Source organism: Luteitalea pratensis (assembly GCF_001618865.1).
Classification (GTDB): Bacteria; Acidobacteriota; Vicinamibacteria; order Vicinamibacterales; family Vicinamibacteraceae; genus Luteitalea; species Luteitalea pratensis.
Genome location: NZ_CP015136.1, coordinates 4,939,339 through 4,963,310, shown reverse-complemented (window position 1 = coordinate 4,963,310; position 23,972 = coordinate 4,939,339). Strand labels below are relative to the sequence as shown.

Genomic DNA, 23,972 nt, shown 5'->3' with positions numbered 1-23,972 from the left:
GACGGAATGGTATCCCGCCTCGCGCTCGTCCGGCAACGTCCGGCGGACCTCAGGCTTGACCATCCCCTCCGGCTCCCTAATGATAGGGACGCTGCCGCGGTCCCGATCGCTTCCGCTCCCCGGCTCACCCTGTTGTTGGCGCCACGGTCCACCACGTTCAAGGAACTCCGGTGAAGATTCACGAGTATCAGGCAAAGGCCATCCTGGCCCGGCACGGCGTGCCGGTGCCCCGCGGGGAAGTTGCGTTCACGGCCGACGAGGCCGGTGCGATCGCCCGGCGCCTTGGCGGCGGCGTAACCGTCGTGAAGGCCCAGATTCACGCCGGCGGACGCGGCAAGGGCGGCGGCGTCAAGGTCGTCAAGGATGCGGCAGCTGCCGAGGAGTCGGCCAAGCAGATCCTCGGCATGACCCTGGTCACTCACCAGACCGGCCCCGACGGCCGGAAGGTCGAGCGCCTGCTCATCGAGGAAGGCGTGAAGATCGCCAAGGAGCTGTATCTCGGGCTCCTGGTCGACCGGGCCGCCGGCTGTCCGATCCTGATGGCCAGCGCCGAGGGCGGCATGGACATCGAGGAGGTCGCCGAGCACAACCCCGATGCGATCAAGAAGGTCGCCATCAGTCCGGTGACCGGCCTCACCGCCTTCCAGGCGCGCCAGCTCGCGTTCGGCATCGGTCTCGCACCGGCCCACGTGAACAAGGCCGTCAAGGTGATGCAGCAGATCTACGAGACGTTTGTCGCGACCGATGCGTCGATGATCGAGATCAATCCGCTGATTGTCACCGAGAGCGGCGACCTCATCGCCCTCGACGCCAAGGTGACCTTCGACGACAACGCGCTCTACAAGCACGCCGAGTTCCGTGACCTGCGCGACCTGGCCGAGGAAGACCCGCTCGAGATCGAGGCCAGCAAGTTCTCGCTGAACTACATCCGCCTCGACGGCACGATCGGCTGCATGGTCAACGGCGCCGGGCTGGCGATGGCGACGATGGACATCATCAAGCTGGCCGGCGGCCAGCCCGCCAACTTCCTCGACGTCGGCGGCGGCGCCAACGCCGAGCAGATCAAGAACGCCTTCCGCATCCTGATGTCGGACAAGAACGTCAAGGCGGTCCTGATCAACATCTTCGGCGGCATCCTGCGCTGCGACGTGCTCGCGGCCGGGGTCATCGCCGCGGTCAAGGAACTCGGCGTGCCTGTGCCGATCGTCATCCGCATGGAAGGCACCAACGTGGAGCAGGGCAAGGCCATGCTGCGCGAGAGCGGACTCAACTTCACGACGGCCGACACCATGGGCGAGGCGGCCGACAAGGTCGTCGCCCTCGCGCGCTAAAGGATCACCGGACACTGCCATGGCTGTACTGATCGACAAGTCGACTCGCCTCATCGTCCAGGGCCTCACCGGGCGCGAAGGAACGTTCCACGCCAAGGCCGCCGCGGCCTACGGCACCCACGTCGTCGGCGGTGTCACGCCCGGCAAGGGCGGCACCGACCACGAAGGATTCCCGGTCTACAACACCGTTGCCGACGCCGTCGCGAAGGCCGGCGCCAATGCCTCGGTGATCTTCGTGCCGCCGCCGTTTGCCGCCGACGCGATCATGGAAGCCGCCGACGCCGGCATCGCGCTCATCGTCTGCATCACCGAAGGCATTCCGGTCCTCGACACGATGAAGGCCCTGCACTTCATGAAGGGCAAGCCGTCGCGACTCATCGGACCGAACTGCCCGGGCTTGATCACGGCAGGGCAGGCCAAGGCCGGCATCATCCCGGGGCACATCTGTACCGAGGGCCGCGTCGGCATCGTCTCCAAGAGCGGCACGCTGACCTACGAGGCGATTCACCAGCTCACGAAGCTCGGGCTCGGCCAGACGACGTGCATCGGCATCGGCGGCGATCCGCTGATCGGCACGACGTTCATCGACGCGCTCGAACTCTTCGCCAAGGACGACCAGACCGAGGCCGTGGTGATGATCGGCGAAATCGGCGGTTCGGCCGAACAGGAAGCCGCTGCCTGGATCCAGGCCAACTTCAAGAAGCCCGTCGTCGGCTTCATCGCCGGCCAGACGGCACCCCCGGGCCGCCGCATGGGCCACGCGGGCGCGATCATCTCGGGCGGCAAGGGCACGGCCAGCGAGAAGATGGCCGCCTTGTCGGCGGCAGGCGTGACGGTCGTGCAGAGCCCGGCCGACATTGGTCAGGCGATCGCGAGCCGCTTGTAGCGTTCGACACGCCGGGGAGCAGGACCGCTCGGAGAGCGGTCCCTGCCTTACCCATGGGTTAGGTAGGGACGGCCGTCCCGGCCGTCCATCGCCTCATGGCAGTTCAATCGCTGCGCCCCTCAGGTGGTGCATCGGCCATCAGGAGCCCCCAGCTCTAGTAGCGAACTGAACCAATTGGACGCGTCGCGTGGTATCATCGACCGGTTGGGCACTCGCACGCGGCTCGCGTGTTCGCGCCCCTGATCCACTCGAGGCAGATCTCCCATGGCTTCCTCCGACCTGCTGGCCGAGCCGGCAGCCATCGCGTCGCCCACCCGCGTCAACGACTTCAGCATCCAGGTCGCCACGGTCAACGGCTCGGGCAGCCAGACCGCCAACCTGGTCCTGCTGCGATCGATTTTCCAGATGGGTGTGCCGGTCTCCGGCAAGAACCTCTTTCCGTCCAACATCGCCGGGCTACCGACCTGGTACACCATCCGCGCCAACCGGCACGGCTACATCGCCCGCAAGAAGGAGATCGACCTCCTCGTCGCGATGAACCCGGAGACCGCGCAGGAGGACGTGCGGTCGCTCGAGGCGGGCGGTGCGGTGGTGTATGACGAGACGCTCAAGCTGGACCAGGTCCGCTCGGATCTCGCCTTCTACCCGGTCCCGTTCGACAAGATCGTCGCCGAGGTCTGCCCGGACGCGCGCCTGCGCCGTCTCGTGCGCAACATGATCTACGACGGCGTCCTGTCGCGCCTGCTCGGCATCGATCTCGCCGAGATGGACAAGGCGCTGACCCGGCAGATGAAGAAGAAGGCCAAGGCGCTGGCGCTCAACCTCGCCGCGCTGCAGGCGGGCTTTACCTACGCGAGCGAGCACTTCGCCGATCGCCCCGTGCCGTTTGCCGTCTCGCGAATGGCCCAGACGCGAGGCCTGATCCTGATCGAGGGCAACGAGGCCGCCGCCCTCGGCTGCCTGATGGCCGGCGTCACCGTCGTCGCCTGGTACCCGATCACGCCGTCCTCATCGTTGTGCGAGACGCTGATCGACTACCTGCGCAAGTACCGCATGGATCCCGAGACCGGCAAGGCGACGTTTGCCGTCGTCCAGGCCGAGGACGAGATCGCCGCGCTCGGCATGGTGGTCGGCGCCTCGTGGGCGGGCGCGCGCTCGATGACGTCGACCTCCGGGCCCGGCATTTCGCTGATGTCCGAGTTCTCCGGACTGGCGTACTACGCGGAGTTGCCGGCGGTGATCTTCGACGTGCAACGCGTCGGCCCGTCCACGGGCCTGCCGACCCGCACCGCCCAGGGCGACATCGCCTTTGCCGCGGGGTTGTCGCACGGCGACACCAAGCACATCCTGCTCCTGCCGGCTTCGGTCGGCGAGTGCTACAGCATGAGCATCGAGGCGTTCGATCTCGCGGAGCGGTTCCAGACGCCGATCTTCGTGATGACCGACCTCGACCTCGGGATGAACAACTGGATGGCCGAGCCGTTCCCGTACCCCGAGGCACCGCTCGATCGGGGCAAGGTGCTGACACCCGAAGTGCTCCAGGCGATCGGCGAGTGGGGCCGCTACAAGGACGTCGACGGCGACGGCATCCCGTATCGCACCCTGCCGGGGCAGTTCGGCCCGTCCTTCTTCACGCGCGGCTCCGGGCACAACGCCAAGGCGCAGTACAGCGAGAAGACCGACGACTACACCGACAACATCGACCGGTTGCTGCGCAAGTTCGAGACCGCGCGCACGTACGTGCCACAGCCCGAGATCGACCAGCAGGCTGAGGCGCGAATCGGCATCATCGGTTACGGGACGTCGCACTGGGCCATCGTCGAGAGTCGCGATCAGTTGCGCGACGAATCGGGTGTCGAGACGTCGTACCTCCGCATCCGTGCGTATCCGTTCACGCCCGAGATCGGGGAGTTCATCGACGCGCACGATCGCATCTACGTGGTCGAGCAGAATCGTGACGGCCAGATGGCCGGACTGTTGCGCCAGGAACTCGCGGGCTCGCAGATCGCCAAGCTCACCAGTGTTCGTCACTACAACGGGCTGCCGATCGACGCCCGTTCGGTCACCCAGGAAATCCGCGCGCACGAAGCGCGCATGGCCATGCCGCCCGAGACATCGCCAGAAGACGCGATCGTCGGGGCAGAGGAGGCCGTGTAGCCGTGTCCACGCCAGCCGTTCCGACACCGCCGAAGAAGGTCAATCGCATCAACCTCGAGCCCGCGACGTATCGCGGCGCGAAGACGACGCTCTGTGCCGGGTGCGGGCACAACGCGATCAGCGAGCGGATCATCGACGCCTTCTACGAGATGGGCGTGGAACCGACGCGCGTGCTGAAGCTCTCGGGCATCGGCTGCTCCAGCAAGAGCCCTGCGTACTTCCTGGGCACCGCCCACGGGTTCAATTCAGTGCACGGTCGCATGCCGTCGGTTGCCACCGGCGCGCTGATGGCCAACAAGACGATGCTCGGCATCGGCGTCAGCGGTGATGGCGATACGGGCGCGATCGGCGTCGGCCAGTTCGTGCACCTGATGCGGCGCAACCTGCCGCTGATCTACATCGTCGAGGACAACGGCTGCTACGGCTTGACCAAGGGCCAGTTCTCGCCGCTGGCCGACGTCGGCAGCACGCTCAAGAACGGCGTCGTCAACGACCTGCCGCCGATCGACATCTGCGCCCTCGCGATCGAGCTCGGCGCGACGTTCGTGGCCCGGTCGTTCTCGGGCGACAAGAAGCAGTTGCTGTCGATTCTCAAGGCGGCGATCAGCCACAAGGGCACGTGCATGATCGACGTCATCTCGCCGTGCGTGACGTTCAACGATCACGAGGGATCGACCAAGAGCTACGCCTACGCCAAGGACCACGACGAGCCGGTCAACGAGATCAGCTTCGTGCCGTTCTTCGAGGACATCTCGGTCGAATACGAAGAGGGGAGTGCCACGCCGGTCAAGATGCACGACGGGTCGACGCTGGTGCTGCGCAAGCTCGACTCCTCGTACAACACGACCGACAAGCTGGAAGCGATTCGTACGCTGCACGAGACCGTGCGCCGCGGCGAGTTCGCGACCGGCATGATCTACCTGCAGCCCGACGCGACCGACTTCCTCTCGCTGCTCAACCTCGTGGACGAACCCCTGGCCCTGCTGCCACAGGCGCGGACGCGCCCCGGCAAGGCGGTGCTCGACGAGATCATGGAGAAGCACCGTTAGGGAAACGCCGAACGTCGAACGCTGAACGCCGACAACGTCGAACGCAGGCAGGGCAACTCACCGGGTTGCCCGCACTCCTAGCCGCATCCCCGATTCCCGATTCGCCAATCCCGAAATCCACAGTCCCGAATCCCGAATCCCGAGTCCCGACCCATCTATGGAACGTACATTCGCGATTATCAAACCCGACGCCGTGAAGAACGGCGTCATCGGCCGCATCCTTGCCCGCATCGAGCAGGAGGGCTTTCGCATCGTCGCCATGCGGTTGCAGCACCTGTCCAAGCGCGAGGCCGAGGGCTTCTACGCGGTCCACAGCGCGAGGCCGTTCTTCGGCGGCCTGACCGATTTCATGTCGTCGGGACCGTGTGTCCTCCTGTGCCTGGAAGCGCCCGATGCCATCAAGACGTGGCGCACGCTGATGGGCGCGACCAACCCGGCCAACGCCGAGCCCGGCACCATGCGCAAGGAGTTCGGCGCGTCGATCGACAACAACGCGACGCATGGGTCCGATGCCCCGGAGACGGCGGCCTTCGAACTCGGCTACTTCTTCCGCGGCCTCGAACTGTAGGCGCGAACCCGCGGCGATGGCACGCACGCTCGTCGTTGTCGGCCTGATCGTCGCAGCCATCGGCGCGCTGATGCTGCTGGGGCTGCCGCTCGGGCGGCTCCCCGGCGACATCGTCGTTTCCCGCGGCCGGGGCACGTTCTACTTCCCGATCGTCACCTGCATCGTCGTCAGCGTGCTGCTGACGCTCATCCTGTCGCTGTTTCGAAGATGACGCGCTGTTGGTAGGGCCGGCTGTCCCAGCCGGCCCTCTCAACGGCCTCGCTGACGGCCCGCTCGGAGAGCGGGCCCTACCATTTGCCTATGTCCATCAAAGCCGACAAGTGGATTCGTCGCATGGCCCTCGAGCACGGCATGATCGAGCCGTTCGAGGACCGGCAGGTGCGTGAGGGCGTGGTCTCCTACGGACTGTCGTCGTACGGCTACGACATCCGTGTGGCCGACGAGTTCAAGATCTTCACCAACATCAACAACACGGTGATCGATCCCAAGAACTTCGATCCCCGCAGCTTCGTGGACATCAGGACCGATGTCTGCATCGTCCCGCCCAACTCGTTTGCGCTCGCGCGCACCATCGAGTACTTCCGCATCCCCCGTGACATCCTGACGGTGTGCCTGGGCAAGTCCACCTACGCCCGCTGCGGCATCATCGTCAACGTGACGCCCTTCGAACCGGAATGGGAGGGCTACGTGACGCTGGAAATCAGCAATACCACGCCCTTGCCGGCCCGCATCTACGCCAACGAGGGGATCGCGCAGGTCCTGTTCTTCCAGGGTGACGAGCCCTGCGAAGTCTCGTACGCCGACAAGAAGGGCAAGTACCTCAAGCAGGTTGGCGTCACGCTGCCGAAGCTCTGACCCGGTGACCGTCGACCTGAAGGTCGACGGCTACGACCGACCAACCCGTAGGCGTCGACCTACCTGTCGACGTAACGACCAACTTGTAGGCGTCGACCTTCAGGTCGACGCGCGGTGTCGTGACGCGCGGTGCCGTGACGCGCGGCGTCGTGTCAGCGACGGGTGCGTCGCCGCTCACGCGCGACGTCCTGGAGCGCGCCGTCCTCCCAGGTGAAGCGCCATGTGGCGTCACGCCGGACATGGGTGACGATCGCCGGCCTGAAGCAGGCGAGGCAGGTCCCGCCGGCGTGTCGCACGCTCGGATAGACGATGCCGAGCGAGCCCGCAAGGAGGAGGCGTTCGGCAAGCGCCTGACTGGCCACGTACGAGTCGGGCGCCAGGCATCCGCGGAAGCGTCGATCGCGCCGCACGTCGTGCACGTCGGCGGACACGTCGGCGAGGTAGTCATCGTAGGTGACCACCTCGCGTGCGTTCCAGCCGATCTCCTCGAGTTGCACCTGCTTGTGGAATGCCACTTCCGCGTGAGACGTCTCGACCGCCAGCCCGGCATACCACGCGCCGCGCTCCGGGCCGTTGAATCGGCCCCCTTCCGGTAGCGGATGGCAGAAGGCGGCATTCACGATGTGGGCATAGGGGACACCGGCCAGGAGTTCGTCGGGTCCGATACCCGCGACTCCGCGTGTTTCCGCAACCAGCCGGGCGTTGGTGGCGCCATCCAGTTCGAACAGCGCCTGGAGGTCGGCAACGTCGGCCGTCAGCCTGGTGAGGACGCTCTCGTCACTGTAACGGGAAGGCACCAGGCGATGCGCGTCGCGCACACGCACCTCGTGTGTGCGCGGCAGCACCGCATCTTCAGACACCACGTCGTGCGTCCAGCAGGCGCCGGACCTGGTCCATTGCCGGGATGCCGCCTCGCGTCACGTACTCGAGCGGCGTGCCGCCGCCAAACAGGCGATTGATGTTCGGCAACTGCATCCACGCGTCGGCCAGCGCCTCTCCATTGAGGACGTTGAGCGCCTTGAAGATGCCGATCAGGTACGAGACGCGGGTCAGTTCGTCGGCCGAGCACACGCGCGATGCATCCCGTTTCATCTCGTAGAACGTGCCATTGGAGATGCCGCCGAGCAGTTGCCGTGCGATGTCGTCACGCACCTGCCAGCGGTCCATGATCGAGAAGAAACCGCGCAGCGCCGCCGGGCTCAGGCGCTCACGTGTCTCCCGCGTGCTCAGGTCGGGGAGCCCGACAGCCGGGACCGCGGTGCGCGGGTAGCGGGGGCGGGCGTGCGCGGGGGCCATGCGTCAACGGTACAGTGGTCCGAATCTGTATGTCAATGGCTATGGATTCGGAGACACTGGCTGGCGACGTCGCGTTATCCTAGCCGGCCTGCGCGCCACCGAACCGCCAGGCGAGCCCGATCGCGAATTCGTGCCGCCAGCTCGTGTCTGGCGTGGTGGTGCCGTCATGCGCCGCGCCAGCATGTACGACCGCGAATGCGTCACGCGGGGGCGTGCTCGCGCTCGAGCAGGAAATGCAGCAGGTCGATCCGCGTCAGGATCGAGATCGGGTGCCGAGCCTCATCGACCACGACGACCGCCGAACTCTTCCGGAGCGTTTCCTCGAGGGTGGAGATCGGCGTCTGCGCGCCGACGACGGGCACGTAGCGGTTCATCACCTTCGACACGAGCGCCTGCGCGGTCCCTTCACCGGATCCGAAGAACGCCATCACGTCGGCCTCCGACACCATGCCGACGAGCACGCCCCCCGAGGTCACCGGCAACTGCGAGATGCCGCGCGTGCGCATCACCTGCACCACCTGCTCCAATGTCTGCGTGTCCTCGGCCAGTACCAGGGGCGGCCGCGACGAGGCCTCGGTGCTGCAGATGTCGCCGACGCGCGCGTCGATCGTGCGGGTCTGGAAGAACCCGTTGTCGCGCATCCATTTGTCGTCGACGAACTTGGTCATGTAGTTGCGCACGCCATCGGCCAGCAGCACCACGCAGTTCTGGCCGGCGCGTAACCCGCTGGCCTTCTGCAGCGCGGCATACATCGCCGAACCGGATGACCCGCCGACGAGCAGTCCTTCCTCGCGGATCAGCCGGCGCGCGAGCAGGAACGAGGGCTGGTCCGAGGTCTTGACCCACTCGTCCACCATCGACCTGTCGAGCACGTCGGGGATGAAGTCGTAGCCGATCCCCTCGACCTTGTACGTGCCGACATCGGTGCCGCCGCCGAGGATCGAGCCCACCGGGTCCGCGCCGACGATACGGCACGATGGCCTGACTTCCTTCATCCGCTTCGCCACGCCCGTGATTGTGCCGCCGGTGCCCGCGCCGATCACGACCATGTCGACCTGGCCGTCGAGATCGTCGAGGATCTCCTGCGCGGTCGTGTCGTAGTGCACCTGCGGGTTGTGCGGGTTGCCATACTGGTCGAGGATGTGCGCGTTTGGCAGCTGCGACTGCAGCCGCCGCGCAACGCTGATGTGGCTCTCGGGCGAGTCGAACGCCGCCTCGGTTGGCGTCCTGATGATCTCCGCGCCGAGGGCCTCGAGCACCACCTGCTTCTCGCGGCTCATCTTCTCGGGCATGGTGATGATCACGCGATAGCCACGCACGGCGCCGGCCAGGGCGATCCCGATCCCCGTGTTGCCGCTGGTCGGCTCGATCAGCGTGTCACCAGGCTTGATGCGCCCTTCCTTCTCGGCCGCGTCGACCATGGACAGGCCGATGCGGTCCTTGACCGATCCTCCCGGGTTCAGGAACTCGCACTTCGCGTACAGGTTGCACTCGAGTTGTGCACCCATGCGGTTGAGCTTGATCAGGGGCGTGCGGCCGATGGCGTCGAGGATGGAGTTGAGCAGCATGGTTCCGCGTTCCATCCTATGCTGTCGCCCATGCGCGAACAAATCAGCCTCCGGCTGCTGTCGGCCGGTCTCGCCGGTGCCCTCGCCGTGGCTGAACCTGGGACGCTCGCGCAAGAGCGGAGCTCCGGGGCAGCTCGCGCGCCGCTGAACGTGGTGGTGGCCATTGCCGACGACTGGTCCTGGCCGCATACCGGCGCCGATGGGGATCCGGCCGCACGGACGCCGACCTATGATCGGCTCGCCCGCGAAGGCGTGCGCTTCACCCACGCGTTCACGGCGGCGCCTTCGTGTACCCCCTCCCGCGCGGCTCTGCTCACCGGCCAGGCGCCACACCGGCTCGCCGAGGGCGCGCAACTCTGGAGTCATCTGCCGTCGCGGTTCGCGGTCTATCCCGATCTGCTCGAGGCGCGGGGCTATCTCGTCGGCCATACCGGCAAGGGTTGGGGGCCCGGTTCGATCGAGCCTGGTGGCCGGACGCGCAATCCGGCCGGTCCTCGCTACGCATCCTTTCCGGCCTTTCTCGCCACGCGCACCGCCAACGTGCCGTTTGCGTACTGGTTTGGCAGCAGCGACCCGCATCGACCCTACGAGGTGGCCAGCGGGGCCCGCGCGGGTGTCGATCCGGCTCGCGTGCGCGTGCCCGCGTTCCTGCCCGACACGCCCGAGGTGCGCAGCGACGTGGCCGACTACCTGGCGGAGGTCGAGCGCTTTGATCGCGACCTGGGCGCGCTCGTGGCGGCGCTGGAGGGGGCCGGTGAGCTAGACCGTACGCTGCTCATCGTCACCTCCGACAACGGCATGCCCTTTCCAGGCGCCAAGGCGACACTCTACGACGGGGGTACGCGCGTGCCGCTCGTCATACGGTGGCCCGGCGTCGCGAGTGCCGGCCACGTGTCGGACGCGATCGTCACGCTTACCGATCTCGCGCCGACAATTCTGAAGGCTGCCGGGCTCGACGTGCCTGTCGACATGACAGGCTTGAACCTGCGTCCGGTGCTCGAGGGCCGCTCGGGCGAAGCTGAGCGGGACATGGCCTTCCTGGAGCGCGAACGACACGCGAATGTCCGCGCCGGCGATCTGTCATACCCGTCTCGAGCCGCTCGCAGTCGTGAGTATCTCTATGTCCGCAACTTCCGCCCGGATCGCTGGCCCGCCGGAGATCCCGTACTCCACCACTCGGTGGGCCCGTTCGGTGACATAGACGATGGCCCGAGCAAGCAGCTGTTGATGCGTGAGGGGACGGCGTTCGCGGCATTCCGCACGCACGCGATGGCGAAGCGGCCAGCCGAGGAACTGTACGTCGTGGCGGCCGACCCCGGCCAGCTACACAACGTGGCGCAGGATCCCGCGCACGCGCCCACCCTGCGTCGCCTGCGAGATCGCCTTGCCACCTGGATGTCGACGACCGGCGATCCGCGCGCGACAAGCGACGACGATCGATACGATCGGTACCCGTACTACGGCCCGCCACTCGCCGTCCCTCCGCGCGTGCCGGCCAGGTAGAAAGGCTGACACTGGAACTGCACGCTACACTGCTGGGCATGCATGGGCAGGGCTCGACGACGTGGATGCGGCGGCAGGTGGTGGCGTTGCTGATTGGGTGCGCCGCGGCGCTCGCGGGATGCGACAGCCTCTACTACAAGGCCATGAAGAAGGTCGGCTTCGAGAAGCGCGACATCCTCGTGAAGCGCGTCAAGGAAGCGCGCGAGTCCCAGGTCAAGGCACAAGAGGACTTCAAGACGGCGCTCGAACGTCTCAAGGAAATCGTCGACGTGCAGGGCGGCGAGCTCGAGGAGACCTACAACAGGCTGAACAAGGAACTCGAGCGGAGCGAAGACCGGGCCAGGGACGTCCACGACCGCGTCAACGCCGTCCGCGACGTCTCGAAGGACCTGTTCAAGGAATGGCAGGACGAACTCGGCAAGTACTCCGACCGCACCCTGCGCGCCGAGAGTGAGCGCGAGTTGCGCGACACGCGCCGCCGCACGGAAGCACTGGTCGCACGCATGGAGCAGGTCGAGAAGAAGATCGATCCGGTGCTCAAGCCGTTGCGAGATCGCGTGCTGTTCCTCAAGCACAACCTGAACGCGCGCGCGCTCGGCGCCCTGACCAGGGAGCTCGCTGCCGTGTCACGCGACGTGGATGCCCTCATCGTCGACATGCAGCAGGCCATCGGGGAAGCGGATGCCTACCTGAAGGCGATGACGCAGGGAGAGGCTCACGCGTCGTGAGGCTCCGTGGATCTCTCGCGGTCCCGGCCGTGCCGGTCGTTGACTACCACGCCGTGTAGCCGCCGTCGATCACGAAGGTGGCGCCCGTGACGTAGGCCGCACCAGCGCCCGCGAGGTAGACGGCCAACGGTCCGATCTCCCGCGGTTCGCCGGCACGCCCCATCGGCACGTTGCGTACGAACGCCTCGATGACGTCCGGCCGGCGTTCATTCCACTCCCGGTTGACATCGGTCATGAAGAGCCCCGGGCAGATCGCGTTGACGGTGATGCCATGCGGCGCCCAGTCCACGGCCGCGCAGCGCGTGAAGTGGATGACGGCGGCCTTGCTGGTCTCGTAGTCGCGCCCGCCGATGCCGCGGTTGGCGATCAGGCCGCTGATGGAGGCGATGTTGATGATCCGGCCAGGCCGCTTGTCAGCCAGCATGGCGGCGGCAAAGATCCGCGTCGGTAGCACGACACTGATCAGATTGAGGTCGATCGATGTCCGCCAGGTGGCCAGCGGCTCGTCCTGGATCGCGCCGCCGGTCACACGGTTGCCGACGTTGTTGACGAGGATGTCGATGCGGCCGAGCGTGTCACGGATGGCCTCGCACGCGGCCTCGCACGCCTCGGGCTGGCCCATGTCCACGACCCGTGTCCAGGCCTGCGTCCCTCGCGCGCGGATCTCGTCGGCCGTGCGCTCGAGGGTCTCGGGCGTGCGACCGGTGATCACGACGTCGGCGCCGACGTCGGCAAAGGCGAGCGCCATCTCGCGGCCGAGACCGCGGCTGGCGCCCGTGATCAAGGCGCGGTGTCCATCGAGGCGGAAGTGATCGAGTGTGTGCACGGCGTTCGGCATCATAGCCGAGAGGGGCCACTCGCATGCGCCGTCATCACTCTGCCGACGTTACTCAGTGCTTGCGGGGAAACGACACCCCGGCAGCTACCAGGGTGTGCACGTGGGCGAGGCACTGGACCTGACGGTGCCCGCCCCCGGCACATCGTCGTTGATGACCCCTGGCGCTCGCCGTCTGGGCCATGCGGCGCCGCAGGCGCGCCTGAGCCCTCCTCACCGTCGGCGCTGGAGGATCTGGCGCATGTGATGGCGGGTGTGGACCCAGTGGAAGCGGCGCCACTGGCCCACGGTGAAGCCGCCGAGGATCGGGTGGTTGGCCACGCGGACGCCTGCCCCGAACCTGTCCACGCATCGCACTGCGGCCGCGTCGAGTTCCTGTAGTGTTCGCCGTGCCAGGGCCAGTGCCTCGTCACCCGATAGTCCGCCGGGAACGGTCATCGCGGGGGCCTTCACGCCTGATGGCAGGAACCCCAGATTCACGACCATCGTCGCGAACAGGCGCTGCCGCCAGGACGGCCGCCTCCCCTTGGGCGCACCGTCGGCCACGCACTTGTCGAGGATGTACGCCGTGCTGCCGTATGCCTTGCCGAGGTGCTCGACAATTTGCGCGCAATGCCAGTGACCCGCGGGGGCGCGTTGCCAGTCAGCGCCCGACAGGCCGTGGGTTGCAGCCTCGATCTCGGTGAGTGCTCGTTGCAGGTGCGGGTCCATGCATCAAGCCTGGGCGGATGCGGGGCTCGTGAGGCCGTCGATCAGAGACCGCAACCGACGCAGCCGCGCGTGGCCATCCGGCGGATTGTGGTAGCCGATGCGGCGCTCGTCGGGCGTCAGCTCGGCGAAGTCCTTGGCCGGTTCGAACTGCGAACCCTCGTGCCATTCGTTGAACGAGTTGACATAGGCCAGGAAGAAGCCACGACTGACATTGGCCGAGCCGTCCTGCGCCTGCAGGGTGGTCGTGGCCGCGAACGACTCGGTGATCCGGCCAAGCGCCAGGTCCTGCGCGGCGATCCGCGCCTGCGCGTCACGCCAATCGGGGTGCGTGCCGCCTGGTTCGAACCCCAGTGGGCCGCCGTAGCACGGATCCACCTCGGGCGGCGGTGGTGGGTGCCGGTCCGGATAGCGGTCGAAGCCGGGGTTGACGTTGAACGACGCGAGCAATCCGACGTCGCTGGCGTCCTGCGCGATCCGCGTCCATTGCGGTGGGGTGACGAAGTTGTCGTACACCGCCAGCCCGTCGAATCCGCCTGCCCCGATGCGGTCGACGGCAAGGGAGTCCGCCAACAGGAACAGGCGCGAGAAATCGCGCCGCGTCTCCTCGCGCGCGGTGTCGGTCTGTCGCCGCCAGTCGCCGTCGGCGGTGTAGTCGGGCACATCGAAGATGCGTCCGAGGCAGTCCTGAACCTGGCTCGGCACGATCGTCCGGAACGACTTGAAGACCGGCGCCACCCGGCCATTGCCCTGGTCCAGCAGCAGGAACGTGTCCCACCGCCGCTTCTCGCCGTACTCGCGCAGCAGGAACAGCAGGTCGTCGGCGTAGTTGCGCGACCGGTCGTCGCGATACGGCTCGAGGTGAAACGTGACCTTGATGTCGTGATCGCGCATCACGTCCATCACCCGCGGGACCGCGAGGTCCGTGTAGTCGCCGCGGCCCCACCAGCTCAGGTTGATGGCGCCGACTCCCGCCTCGGCGATCCAGCGCGCGTGCTGTTCGAGCACCCGGACGTCGTAGGTGTCGTACGCGCCGAGCCGCGGCATCGAGGAGGCCGTCACGTCCAGCGGCGGCGCATGATCATCGTCGTTCCAGTGGAACCACGGATCGGTGTCGTACCACGGGTAGTACTCGAACACGAATCGCCGGCGCAGATCCGGGAAGCGGGCCTGGAGCGTCGGTTTCCGCGGGACCGCCCGCGAACGCCGCTCGTCGACGAGCGATGGGCCCAGGAGCGGCTCCCGCGGGCGTGCCGTCGCCCCTGGTGTCCCGATCGAGGATGTGCCGCGACGGTATCTCGATGGTTCGGGAAGACCGAGCGCCCGCCGCTCTGCGAGGGAGCGTGGCCAGCGCCCGCCCCTCAGCGCCGCTGGCTGCGGTGTCCACACCGGGCCGCTCCGCGCACCGGCCTGCCAGGCAGGGGGCATGGCGGCGGCCGCCACGGTGGCAAGACCGGTCAGGAAAGCGCGTCGCGTCCGAGCCATGACGTCGGGATCCAGCGTACACTCGTCGGGTTGCCTCGTCACCGGGGCACCGCGCACTGATGCCCGGTCCCGTCCATGTCGCGTTCCTCGGCTGCGGTTACATCACCAGGGTCCATTGCCAGCACCTGCGGGCGCTCGGATCGGAGGTCACCTGCAGCTTCGCCAGTCGCGATCCAGCCCGGGCCGAGGCCTATCGTCGGCAGTTCGGCGGCAGGGCCGCGTTTGCCGACTATGCATCTGCCATCGACGCCGTTGACGTGGACGCCGTCGTCGTGGCGGTCCCGCCGCGCTTCCACCTCGACCTGACATTGCGCGCGCTCGGCGCCGGCAAGCACGTGCTCGTCGAGAAGCCCGCGTTCCCGGCGATGGCCGACTACCTGTCCGTGCGTGACGCCCGCGATCGGGCCGGCCGCATCGTCATCGTCGGCGAGAACGATCACTACAAGCCGCTGGCGGTGACGTTGCGTCGCCTCCTGGCGCAAGGCGTCGTCGGCGATCTCGTGTTCGCGCACTTCACCACGATCGCGCATCGACTCAAGGCCGAGGACGACTGGCGCAACGACGAGGCCATGGCCGGCGGCGACGCGTTCTTCGAGGAGGGCATCCACTGGCTGCACGTCGCGGGCAGTCTCGGCCCGAGGATCACGCGTGCACATGGGTACCGACCGACGGTGTCGCGAAGCGGGCCCGACCGGCGCGCCAAGAGCCTGCTCGTGGCCTTCGAATACGATTCGGGTGCCGTCGGCACGCTGTCGTACTCGCGCGAGATCCCCTCGCTGCTGCGGGGGCTGCGGCTTTCCAAGCTGTTCGGCCGTGACGGCGTGATCACGTTCGAGTCCAACGGCGGCTTCATCGTGGCGCGTCGGCGAGGCAGGTTTCCTCGACTCATCCTGCCGGGCATCCGCGACATCCGCGGCTACCAGGCGATGTATCGCGACTTCGTGGCGAGCATCCACACGGGTCGTCCGCCCGAGATGCGGCTCGAGCGCGCGATCGAGGACCAGCAGTTGATGGAGCAGATCATGGTCACGGCGCGCGCGACGGGCGGCGATCCGGCGGCGCCAGATATCCCGTGATGCAAACCTACGATTTCGACCTGGTGATCATCGGTTCCGGTGCGGGCGGCGGCACGCTGGCGCACGCGCTGGCCTCGACGCGGCGTCGCATTCTCCTGATCGAGCGCGGCGGTGAGGTCCCGTCGGAGCCGGAGAACTGGAGCCCGGCCGCGGTGTGGAAGGATCTGCGATACCGTACGTCCGAGCGTTGGGTCGACGGCGACGGCCTCGAGTTCCAGCCCTATACCCATTACAACGTCGGCGGCAACACGAAGTACTGGGGCAGCGTGTTGTATCGCCTGCGCCGCGAGGACTTCGGCGAGATCGCACACCGCGATGGCGTTTCGCCCGCGTGGCCGATCACGTACGACGATCTCGCGCCGTGGTACGACATCGCGGAGCGCCTCTACCACGTGCACGGCGAGGCCAGCGCCGATCCCACCGAGCCTCCGCGCGGGCCATATCCGCATCCGCCCGTGCCGCATGCCGAGGCCATGCAACCGGTGATCGCGGGGCTGCAGCGCCAGGGACTGCACCCGTCGCCGCTGCCGCTCGGGCTGATCGATCCAGGGCTGCCTGGAGGCTGTGAGCTCTGCAACACCTGCAACTCGTTCCCGTGTCGCATCCACCGCAAGAGCGACGCGGACGTCTGTTGTGTTCGCCCGGCGGCGGCCGCGGGCGTGACGGTGTGGACGCATGCGCAGGCGCGCCGCCTGCTCACCACCCGCGACGGCACGCGTGTCGAGGCGGTGGAGGTCGACCGCGAGGGACAGACGATCCGCGTCGAAGCGCCGGTGATCGTCGTCGCGTGTGGGGCCGTCAACTCGGCGATCCTGCTGCTGCGCTCGGCGACCACGCAGCATCCGCGGGGACTGGCCAATTCGTCCGGACTCGTCGGACGACGCTACATGGCGCACCTGGCGACCATGATGCAGGGCTTCCATCCGTTGCGCGTCAACACGGCCGTCTTCCAGAAGACTGTCGCGGTGAACGATTTCTACCTGCGCGGCCCTGGCGTTCCGTACCCACTCGGACAGATACAGTCGCAGGGCCGCACCCATGGCCTGATGGCGAAGGTCGTCGGCGATACGTGGTTCTCGGGTCGCGTGACCTGGGTGCCGGAGTGGGCATACGACGCGTGGGTGGCGCGCGGCGTGGACTGGCTCGCCATGTCCGAGGATCTGCCCCGTGATGACAACCGCGTCACGCTCACCGAAGACGGCCGCATTCGCCTGGACTACACACCCAACAACGTGGCTGCCCATGAGCAACTCGTCGTCGAGGCCACACGCATGCTGCGGCGCCTTGGCGCGTGGAAAGTCATGACGGCATCGCACCGCGCCAAGAACACCACGCACCAGTGCGGGACGCTGGTGTTCGGGCACGACCCGGTCTCGTCCGTGCTCGACCCGTACTGCCGCACCCACGACATCCCGAACCTGTTTGTAGTCGACGCGTCGTTCTTCCCCTCGTCGGCGGCCGTCAACCCAGGCCTGACCATCGTCGCGCAGGGGCTGCGTGTCGCCGATCACCTTCGGCGCACCGACCTGCGCCTCCCGGAGGACGCTGCCGCCGGTGTCGCGCCCGCGGCCGCGCAGCGCACATGAAGGTCCAGTCGTTCAGCCACGTCGGCATCACCGTGTCCGACTTCCACCGTTTCGTGCAGTTCTACGCGGACGTGTTCGGGTGCCCCCTGGTAGGGGTGTCGGATGCGCCACCCGAGCGTGTTCGCAGCTTCTTCGGCGTCGGGCACGACCATGACGTGCCCAGATGCAAGATCGGCTGGATCCGGGTGCCCGGCGGCGCCACGCTGGAGATCTTCGGGTTCGAACCGAAGCTGCCGCCGGAGCGCATTCCCTGGAACCGCGTCGGGCAGACTCATTTCAGCTTCGAGGTGCGCAATGTCCACAAGTGGCACGACCATCTCAAGGTCAAGGGCGTCGAGATCGTGAGCACGCCCGAGCAATCACCGCGCGGCCACTGGTTCTTCTTCGTGCGCGACTTCGACGGCAACCTGATCGAGATGATCGACTTACGGCACATGTACTACGTGCTTGCCTGGCTCGGGCCGCTCGGCGGGTGGCTGTTCCGGCGCGGGATGTACAAGGAGTACTACCGATAGGAACGGGAACCGGGAACCGGGCAACGGGAGCCGGGAATCGGGAGCCGGGAACCGGGCGCCGGGCACCGGTCCGCAGGGCGATCCTATCGGCCCCGAAACGACGATGCCGGATCCGGAGGAGTTCCGGACCCGGCATCGGTCGCTATCACGTCTGTCGGGCGTCGTCGCCCGCAGCTCTACTTACGGCCCCTGGTCTTCACGGCACTCTCACTGACCGCGACCGTCTTTCCAGCAATCGTCACCGTGGCGCTCCGCGCCGAGCCGGTGTTGGCCGCGGCCGTGACCGTCACCGAGCCGCTGCCCGACCCGCCGGCGGTATTCAGGTTCACCCACGTGCTGGCGGAGTCGTTGGCAGTACTCCAGCTGCAGCCGCTCGGTGCCGTCACCGTCACGCTCTTGGAGCCTCCCGCTGACGGGAAGGTCAGCGAGGTCGTCGAGACGCTGTAGGTGCATGGGGTAGGCGTGGGCGCCGGCGGTGGCGCCGTGGTGGTTCCGCCGCTGGTGCTCTTGAAGGCAGCGACCGTGCCGATCGTCGCGTTCAGGGCGCGGACGTTGTCCTGGCTCGGCGTACCGGTCACGATGCCGTTGTACTGATTGGCCGGGCTCGACAGGTAGGGGATACGCGTCGCGCCGCCGTACGACATCACGGTGCGGAAGAAGCCCGATGGATCCTGGTACCCGTATGCGTAAGGAGCTGACGGCGTGCTGCTCGCGTTGGCCGGGTCGTGGTGCAGGCCCTCGTTGTGGCCGACCTCGTGTGCGTACGACAGATTGCCGACCGCGCAGGTGCGGTCGACGACGTTGAAGGCATTGCTGGCAAACGAGGTGCTCACCGTGCTCATCAGACTGCCGATGCCGCAGGCCCCCGCGGAGACATAGCCTTCGCCAATCAGGCTCACCACGTCGGCGCCGTACTGCGTGCGCAGCGTGTGGACTTCCTCGAGCTTGCCATCACCGGTACCGCGCACCGCATACAGGTCGTTGGTGATGTCGGTCTCGACCCAGTTCACCTTGGCCCCATACACCAGCCTGAGCTGCGCGTTCACGCCGCTGTTGGCGTAGACCAGGTTCGCGTTCTCGACCGACGCGAGGGCCAGGCTTTCCATGGCCGCCTGACCGCCTGCTGCGGCTTCGGTCCGCGGCGTCCAGACGATCATCACGTCTATCTGCACCGGCGTTCCGCTGAGGACTGACGCGACCGTCGGCGCGGCCACGCTCGCAGCGTCCTCGACGAAGCCGTCCGGCACATTGAGAATCTCGAACCGCACATCATCGACGACGGGATCGTCGGTGGGGAAGGCGCCGGGATCCAGTTCGGCGACGCTGTACTGCCCGTCGGGATCGATGCTGATCTCGAACGTGCGGCTGTCGGCGAAGACGGTGCCGGTGAGCACGCCACGCACCACGGCCAGCACCGCTTGTGCACCGTTCTCACTATCGCCCACCCAGACCATCGTGTCTGACGACGGGCGACTCAGCTTCTTCCGCTTCATCGTCGGCTGCACGTCGTCGAACAGGTGCAGGCGCATGGTGGCTGAATCGAGCGCCAGAGGGTTGAGCCGCGCCTTGCGCACGCGGCGCGCCGGGACGTCGCGGCGACTGGCCGCCGATGACGCCTGGGGCGCCACGAGCAGGTCAGGAACGGTTTGCGCAGCGGCAGGGACCGCAGCAGTGGTGGCAACGATGCCGAGGACTAGAGAGAGGGCGAATAGTTTGGACATGGGCTTGTTGTGTGCACGCGGGGAGGCACGCTTGCCTTGCCCTATGTGCATGCGCCGATCCAATCTTTCGCTCTTGTGTTTTCAACAACTTACAGAAATTGCATGGTCAGTCGAGCGAGTGGGCTGTCGAAAAAGCGACGTATAAATTACGCTTTACGCACTTGACTCCAGCTCTTCATAACATTGTGATAGACACAATTGGCTTTAAACATGTGTCATTTAGGCATTCAGAGGCATTACTGCGCTGATAACTATAGATGGTGCCGTCAAGAGTAGGCCAGGGCCGCGTGCTCATTACGTTTGTGTGAGCACGCGGCCCTGGCGTGTTACGGACCTGATGGAAGGGCTACCAGTTCAGTAGGCTTCGACTTCAGTGAGGCGGCTGTAGGCGCCGAGGGCATCGGTGACCAGGACGCGGATATGGGCGGTGGTGACAGCCGGGAAGGTGACCGTGCGCCAGACGTTGCGATTGCCGATGATCGTGCCGCCCGGAGGGGTCACCCATTGTGCCCCGTCCCAGTACTGCACCGTGAAGCCCGTGACACCGTAGGACGAGAACGTCTGGGTGGGGGTTGGCTCTACGGGGGCCGTGTAGTTGTCCTGGACGGTGAAGATGCGGACTTCACTGATCGTCTTGGCTCCGGCGAAGTCAACCTGCAGCCAGTCTGGGTAGCTGCTGGCCGAGGCGTCGTTCCAGCCGCCGCCCGCGCCCCAGTTGCTGCCCTTGCGATCGCCATTGATGGCCCCGGCCGGGCTGAAGGCACTGCTGTAGGTGGTGGAGGCCGAGACATTGGCGCCGGCACTGGCGGCGGCGACGTTGAGCGACCCCGCGGGTGCGGGCGCCGGGGCCGGCGCCGCGCCACTCTCATAGGCTTCGACTTCGGTGAGGCGGCTGTAGGCGCCGAGGGCATCCGTGACCAGGACGCGGATATGGGCGGTGGTGACAGCCGGGAAGGTGACCGTGCGCCAGACGTTGCGATTGCCGATGATCGTGCCGCCCGGAGGGGTCACCCATTGTGCCCCGTCCCAGTACTGCACCGTGAAGCCCGTGACACCGTAGGACGAGAATGTCTGGGTGGGGGTTGGCTCTACGGGGGCGGTGTAGTTGTCCTGGACGGTGAAGATGCGGACTTCACTGATCGTCTTGGCTCCGGCGAAGTTGATCTGTAGCCAGTCGGGGTAGCTGTCGGCCGAAGCGTCGTTCCAGCCGGCGCCCGCGCCCCAGTTGGCGCCTCGACGGTCGCCGTTGATCGCTCCGGCGGGGCCGTAGCCGGGATAGGTCGTCGACGCCGATGCCGTGGCGCCCGCACTGGCCGCCGCGACATTGCTGCCCGACGGAACCACTGGCGCGGCGGTCTCATAGGCCTCGACCTCGGTGAGGCGGCTGTAGCTGTCGCTCGCGCCGGTGATCACGATCCGGATCCGCGAGGTACTGATGGCCGGGAACGTGACCGTGCGCCAGACGTGCTGGTTGCCGATGATGGCGCCGCCGGGGACGGTCAGCCACTGCGCGCCATCCCAGTACTGCACGGTGAAGCTGGTGATGCCGTAGAGGCTGAAGGTCTGCGTGGTGGTCGGCTCGACCGGATTGCTGTAGTTGTCCTGGACGCTGAAGAGGCGGACTTCGCTGATGGTCCTGGTGCCCGCGAAATCGACCTGCAGCCAGTCGGGGAAGCTGCCCGGCGTGGCGTCGTTCCAGCCGGCGCCCGCGCCCCAGTTGGCGCCTCGACGGTCGCCGTTGATCGCTCCGGCGGGGCCGTAGCCGGGATAGGTCGTCGACGCCGATGCCGTGGCGCCCGCACTGGCCGCCGCGACGTTGACGCCTCCACCCGCTGGCGGTGTGACGGCCGCCGCTTCGCCCATCGCGACCGCCTGGCCGGCGATGGTCACGATGGCGCTGCGCGCCGCGCCGGCGTTGGCTGCCGCGCTGACCGTCACCGTCCCGCTGCCCGATCCACCGGACGTGCTGAGGCTGACCCAGCTGGCGGCTGCATCGCCGGCCGCCTGCCAGCTGCAGCCTGACGGCGCGGTGACCGACACGGACTGCGACCCGCCCGCAGCCGGAAAGGTGATTGACGTCGTGGACACCGCGTACGTGCAAGTCGGCGGCGCCGGGGCACTTGTGGTTGCCTTGAACGCAGCCACCGTGGAGATGGTGTTGGTGAGCGCTCTGGCGTTGTTCTCGTTCGAGGTGCCGGTCGGCTGGCCGCTGTAGAACACGGTCGGACTGGACAGGAACGGTATCCGCACCGCGCTGCCATACGACATCACCGTCCGGAAAAGCCCAGACGGACTCTGGTAACCAAACGCGTACGAATAGGCCGCCGTGCCGCTGGCGTTGGCCGCGTCGTGATTGAGCCCCTGGTTGTGACCGTTTTCGTGCGCGTATGACAGATTGCCCACCGCACAGGTGCGGTCGACGACATTGAATGCGTTACTCGCAAAAGACGTACTCACCGTGGACATCAGGTAGGCGATGCCGCAAGCGCTCGCGCGATAGCCCTCGCCGATCAAGGTCACCACGTCGGCGCCGTATTGCGTGCGCAGCGTGTGCACCTGGTCCATGAAGCCGTCGCTGGTACCGCGGAGGGCGCTCAGGTCGGTGGAGATCGACGTGGGCGTCTCCGTGAACGACACCGGCGCGGCGTACACGAGATTGAGCTGGGCGCTGATGCCGCTGTTGGCGTACACCAGGTTGGCGTTGGCGACCGAGGCGAGAGCGAGGCTCTCCATGGCCGCGCGGCCGCCCGCGGCGGCCTCGGCGTTCGGCGTCCAGACGATCATCGCGTCGACCTGTACCGCCCCGCTCGCCGCCGCGTTGGCGATTGGCGGGTCGGCCGCTCCGTCGACCGGTGCGTCAAGAATCTGTAGCTGCGCAGGGTCGATCGGGTCGTCGGGCGGGAACGCGGCCGGGTCGAGTTCGGCGACGGTATATTCGCCATCCGGGTCGATCGTGACCTCGAAGGTGCGGTTGTCGAAAAACACCGTGCCGGTCACCACGCCGCGAACCACGCTCAGCACGGCCTGGGATCCATCCGGGCCGTGACCGATCCAGACCAGCTTGTCGCTGGCCGGGCGATATTCCCTGGTGCGACTGACCGTCAGCGCCACGTCATCGAAGAGCTGAAGCCGGACCGTGGCGGAGTCCAACGCGCCCAGGTTGATGCCCGCCTTTCGCAGGCGGCGCGCAGGTCCGTTCCGTCTGGGAGCCGCGGGTGCGCGCGGCGCAATCAGAAGGTCAGGGACTGTTTGGGCGACGACCTGAGCGGGGATGAAAGTGGCGGCAAGCGTGACGACGAGTGCTGGGAGGGTGATGTATCGGAACATTTTGCTCGCGTGTGCGGTAAAAAGACACGCTGTCGGGCTGCTATGCACATGCTGAGCCATGAAGTCGTTCCGATGACACAAGGCGTTCACGTCACGACCATGCGTCATGTCAAAAAATCGAGGTAGAAATTACACTTTGGAATGCCAAGCCAGCTGATGGGTAACGGTCTATTTCATAACGGGTGCTCGCGATATGGCGAATTGCCCCCATCGACGTGCAGTTGTGGCTGATAAATCTTCAATGGAGGAAAAGTACCCGATGGCCATACGGTATTGGTTGATGAAGTGCGAGCCCGCCGCCTACACCATCGACGATCTTGATCGTGACGGCCGTGCGAGCTGGGAAGGCGTTCGGAACTACCAAGCCCGGAACTTCATGCGCGACGGCATGCAGGTCGGCGACAAAGTGTTGTTCTATGCCTCCAATGCTGACCCTTCGGGTGTCACCGGGCTGGCCGAGGTTGTCCGCGCTGGTTATCCCGACCACACTGCCTGGACCGCCGGACACGAGTATTTCGACGAAGGCAGCTCTGCCGATGCGCCACGGTGGTTCATGGTGGACATCGGGTTCGTCGCGCGATTCGCCGCAACGATTCCGCTGGAGACGTTGAAGAAGACTCCCGGTCTCGAGGACATGATGGTGATCCAGAAGGGAAGTCGGCTGTCCGTGCAGCCCGTCACTCGCGCCGAGTACGAGATCGTCCGGACACTGGGAAGCGCTGTGCCCTGATCACGACGCCTGCGCACTAGCGACTGGGCCGGCAACATCACTCCGACT

21 protein-coding genes are annotated in these 23,972 nt (G+C 66.7%); 13 read left to right on the top strand and 8 right to left on the bottom strand.

All coding sequences use genetic code 11. The annotated features are described in order from the left end of the window. Positions 1-170: 170 nt before the first annotated feature. The 7 genes from sucC (at position 171) to dcd (ending at position 6,846) form a co-directional block, all read left to right on the top strand. On the top strand, positions 171-1,331 hold the full coding sequence (gene sucC / locus LuPra_RS20715; RefSeq protein ID WP_110172511.1) for an ADP-forming succinate--CoA ligase subunit beta: 1,161 nt from the start codon (positions 171-173) through the stop codon (positions 1,329-1,331). A 19-nt stretch (positions 1,332-1,350) separates the two neighbouring features. Next, positions 1,351-2,217, top strand: a complete 867-nt coding sequence (gene sucD, locus LuPra_RS20710) for a succinate--CoA ligase subunit alpha (RefSeq protein WP_110172510.1) — start codon at positions 1,351-1,353, stop codon at positions 2,215-2,217. Positions 2,218-2,481: 264 nt separating this feature from the next. Then, positions 2,482-4,374, top strand: a complete 1,893-nt coding sequence (locus tag LuPra_RS20705) for a 2-oxoacid:acceptor oxidoreductase subunit alpha (RefSeq protein ID WP_110172509.1) — start codon at positions 2,482-2,484, stop codon at positions 4,372-4,374. A gap of 2 nt (positions 4,375-4,376) precedes the next feature. Further along, entirely contained in the window at positions 4,377-5,423 is a 1,047-nt protein-coding gene (locus LuPra_RS20700; RefSeq protein ID WP_110172508.1) for a 2-oxoacid:ferredoxin oxidoreductase subunit beta, read from the top strand. Between the two features lie 157 nt (positions 5,424-5,580). Then, entirely contained in the window at positions 5,581-5,991 is a 411-nt protein-coding gene (gene ndk, locus LuPra_RS20695; RefSeq protein ID WP_110172507.1) for a nucleoside-diphosphate kinase, read from the top strand. A 16-nt stretch (positions 5,992-6,007) separates the two neighbouring features. Then, positions 6,008-6,202, top strand: coding sequence for a DUF2905 family protein (locus LuPra_RS20690; protein ID WP_110172506.1), 195 nt, complete (start codon positions 6,008-6,010; stop codon positions 6,200-6,202). Positions 6,203-6,291: 89 nt separating this feature from the next. Next, the gene (gene dcd, locus LuPra_RS20685) at positions 6,292-6,846 is read left to right on the top strand and encodes a dCTP deaminase (protein WP_110172505.1); all 555 of its coding nucleotides are present in this window, start codon (positions 6,292-6,294) and stop codon (positions 6,844-6,846) included. A gap of 152 nt (positions 6,847-6,998) precedes the next feature. On the opposite strand, the gene LuPra_RS20675 is transcribed toward dcd, so the two are convergent. From LuPra_RS20675 to LuPra_RS20665, 3 genes are all read right to left on the bottom strand, one after another. Next, positions 6,999-7,706, bottom strand: a complete 708-nt coding sequence (locus tag LuPra_RS20675; protein WP_234800486.1) for an RES family NAD+ phosphorylase — start codon at positions 7,704-7,706, stop codon at positions 6,999-7,001. Next, on the bottom strand, positions 7,699-8,142 hold the full coding sequence (locus LuPra_RS20670) for an antitoxin Xre/MbcA/ParS toxin-binding domain-containing protein (protein ID WP_110172503.1): 444 nt from the start codon (positions 8,140-8,142) through the stop codon (positions 7,699-7,701). Before LuPra_RS20670 ends, LuPra_RS20675 begins: the two co-directional genes overlap by 8 nt. A gap of 200 nt (positions 8,143-8,342) precedes the next feature. After that, the gene (locus LuPra_RS20665) at positions 8,343-9,710 is read right to left on the bottom strand and encodes a cystathionine beta-synthase (protein WP_157899484.1); all 1,368 of its coding nucleotides are present in this window, start codon (positions 9,708-9,710) and stop codon (positions 8,343-8,345) included. A gap of 30 nt (positions 9,711-9,740) precedes the next feature. Here LuPra_RS20665 and LuPra_RS20660 point away from each other — a divergent pair, with 30 nt between their 5' ends. Both LuPra_RS20660 and LuPra_RS20655 read left to right on the top strand, forming a co-directional pair. After that, the gene (locus LuPra_RS20660) at positions 9,741-11,213 is read left to right on the top strand and encodes a sulfatase family protein (RefSeq protein ID WP_110174797.1); all 1,473 of its coding nucleotides are present in this window, start codon (positions 9,741-9,743) and stop codon (positions 11,211-11,213) included. Positions 11,214-11,251: 38 nt separating this feature from the next. Further along, the gene (locus LuPra_RS20655) at positions 11,252-11,941 is read left to right on the top strand and encodes a DUF2959 domain-containing protein (protein ID WP_237050645.1); all 690 of its coding nucleotides are present in this window, start codon (positions 11,252-11,254) and stop codon (positions 11,939-11,941) included. A gap of 43 nt (positions 11,942-11,984) precedes the next feature. On the opposite strand, the gene LuPra_RS20650 is transcribed toward LuPra_RS20655, so the two are convergent. The 3 genes from LuPra_RS20650 to LuPra_RS20640 form a co-directional block, all read right to left on the bottom strand. Beyond that, positions 11,985-12,767, bottom strand: a complete 783-nt coding sequence (locus tag LuPra_RS20650; protein WP_201792162.1) for an SDR family NAD(P)-dependent oxidoreductase — start codon at positions 12,765-12,767, stop codon at positions 11,985-11,987. A 222-nt stretch (positions 12,768-12,989) separates the two neighbouring features. Continuing rightward, entirely contained in the window at positions 12,990-13,487 is a 498-nt protein-coding gene (locus LuPra_RS20645; protein ID WP_110172501.1) for a DinB family protein, read from the bottom strand. A 3-nt stretch (positions 13,488-13,490) separates the two neighbouring features. Then, a complete protein-coding gene (locus LuPra_RS20640; RefSeq protein WP_157899483.1) occupies positions 13,491-14,969 on the bottom strand; it encodes a glycoside hydrolase family 71/99 protein in 1,479 nt (492 codons plus the stop codon). A gap of 59 nt (positions 14,970-15,028) precedes the next feature. Here LuPra_RS20640 and LuPra_RS20635 point away from each other — a divergent pair, with 59 nt between their 5' ends. The 3 genes from LuPra_RS20635 to LuPra_RS20625 are packed head-to-tail and all read left to right on the top strand — an operon-like array spanning position 15,029 to position 18,146. Continuing rightward, positions 15,029-16,045 (top strand): Gfo/Idh/MocA family protein, encoded by a 1,017-nt coding sequence (locus LuPra_RS20635; protein WP_110172499.1) that lies wholly within the window; start codon positions 15,029-15,031, stop codon positions 16,043-16,045. After that, on the top strand, positions 16,045-17,631 hold the full coding sequence (locus LuPra_RS20630; protein WP_110172498.1) for a GMC oxidoreductase: 1,587 nt from the start codon (positions 16,045-16,047) through the stop codon (positions 17,629-17,631). Before LuPra_RS20635 ends, LuPra_RS20630 begins: the two co-directional genes overlap by 1 nt. Continuing rightward, entirely contained in the window at positions 17,628-18,146 is a 519-nt protein-coding gene (locus tag LuPra_RS20625; RefSeq protein ID WP_110172497.1) for a VOC family protein, read from the top strand. The genes LuPra_RS20630 and LuPra_RS20625 overlap by 4 nt, the downstream gene beginning before the upstream one ends. 176 nt (positions 18,147-18,322) lie before the next feature. Here the strand turns inward: LuPra_RS20625 and LuPra_RS20620 are convergent, their stop codons facing one another. Both LuPra_RS20620 and LuPra_RS20615 read right to left on the bottom strand, forming a co-directional pair. Continuing rightward, complete coding sequence (locus tag LuPra_RS20620) at positions 18,323-19,867, bottom strand: reprolysin-like metallopeptidase (RefSeq protein ID WP_157899482.1); 1,545 nt, start codon at positions 19,865-19,867, stop codon at positions 18,323-18,325. A gap of 354 nt (positions 19,868-20,221) precedes the next feature. Then, entirely contained in the window at positions 20,222-23,194 is a 2,973-nt protein-coding gene (locus tag LuPra_RS20615) for a discoidin domain-containing protein (protein ID WP_162271458.1), read from the bottom strand. 193 nt (positions 23,195-23,387) lie between these two features. Between LuPra_RS20615 and LuPra_RS20610 the strand changes: the two genes are divergently transcribed. Continuing rightward, positions 23,388-23,924 carry an EVE domain-containing protein gene (locus LuPra_RS20610; protein ID WP_237050643.1) on the top strand — a complete coding sequence of 179 codons (537 nt, stop codon included), beginning with the start codon at positions 23,388-23,390 and terminating at the stop codon, positions 23,922-23,924. Positions 23,925-23,972: the final 48 nt, after the last annotated feature.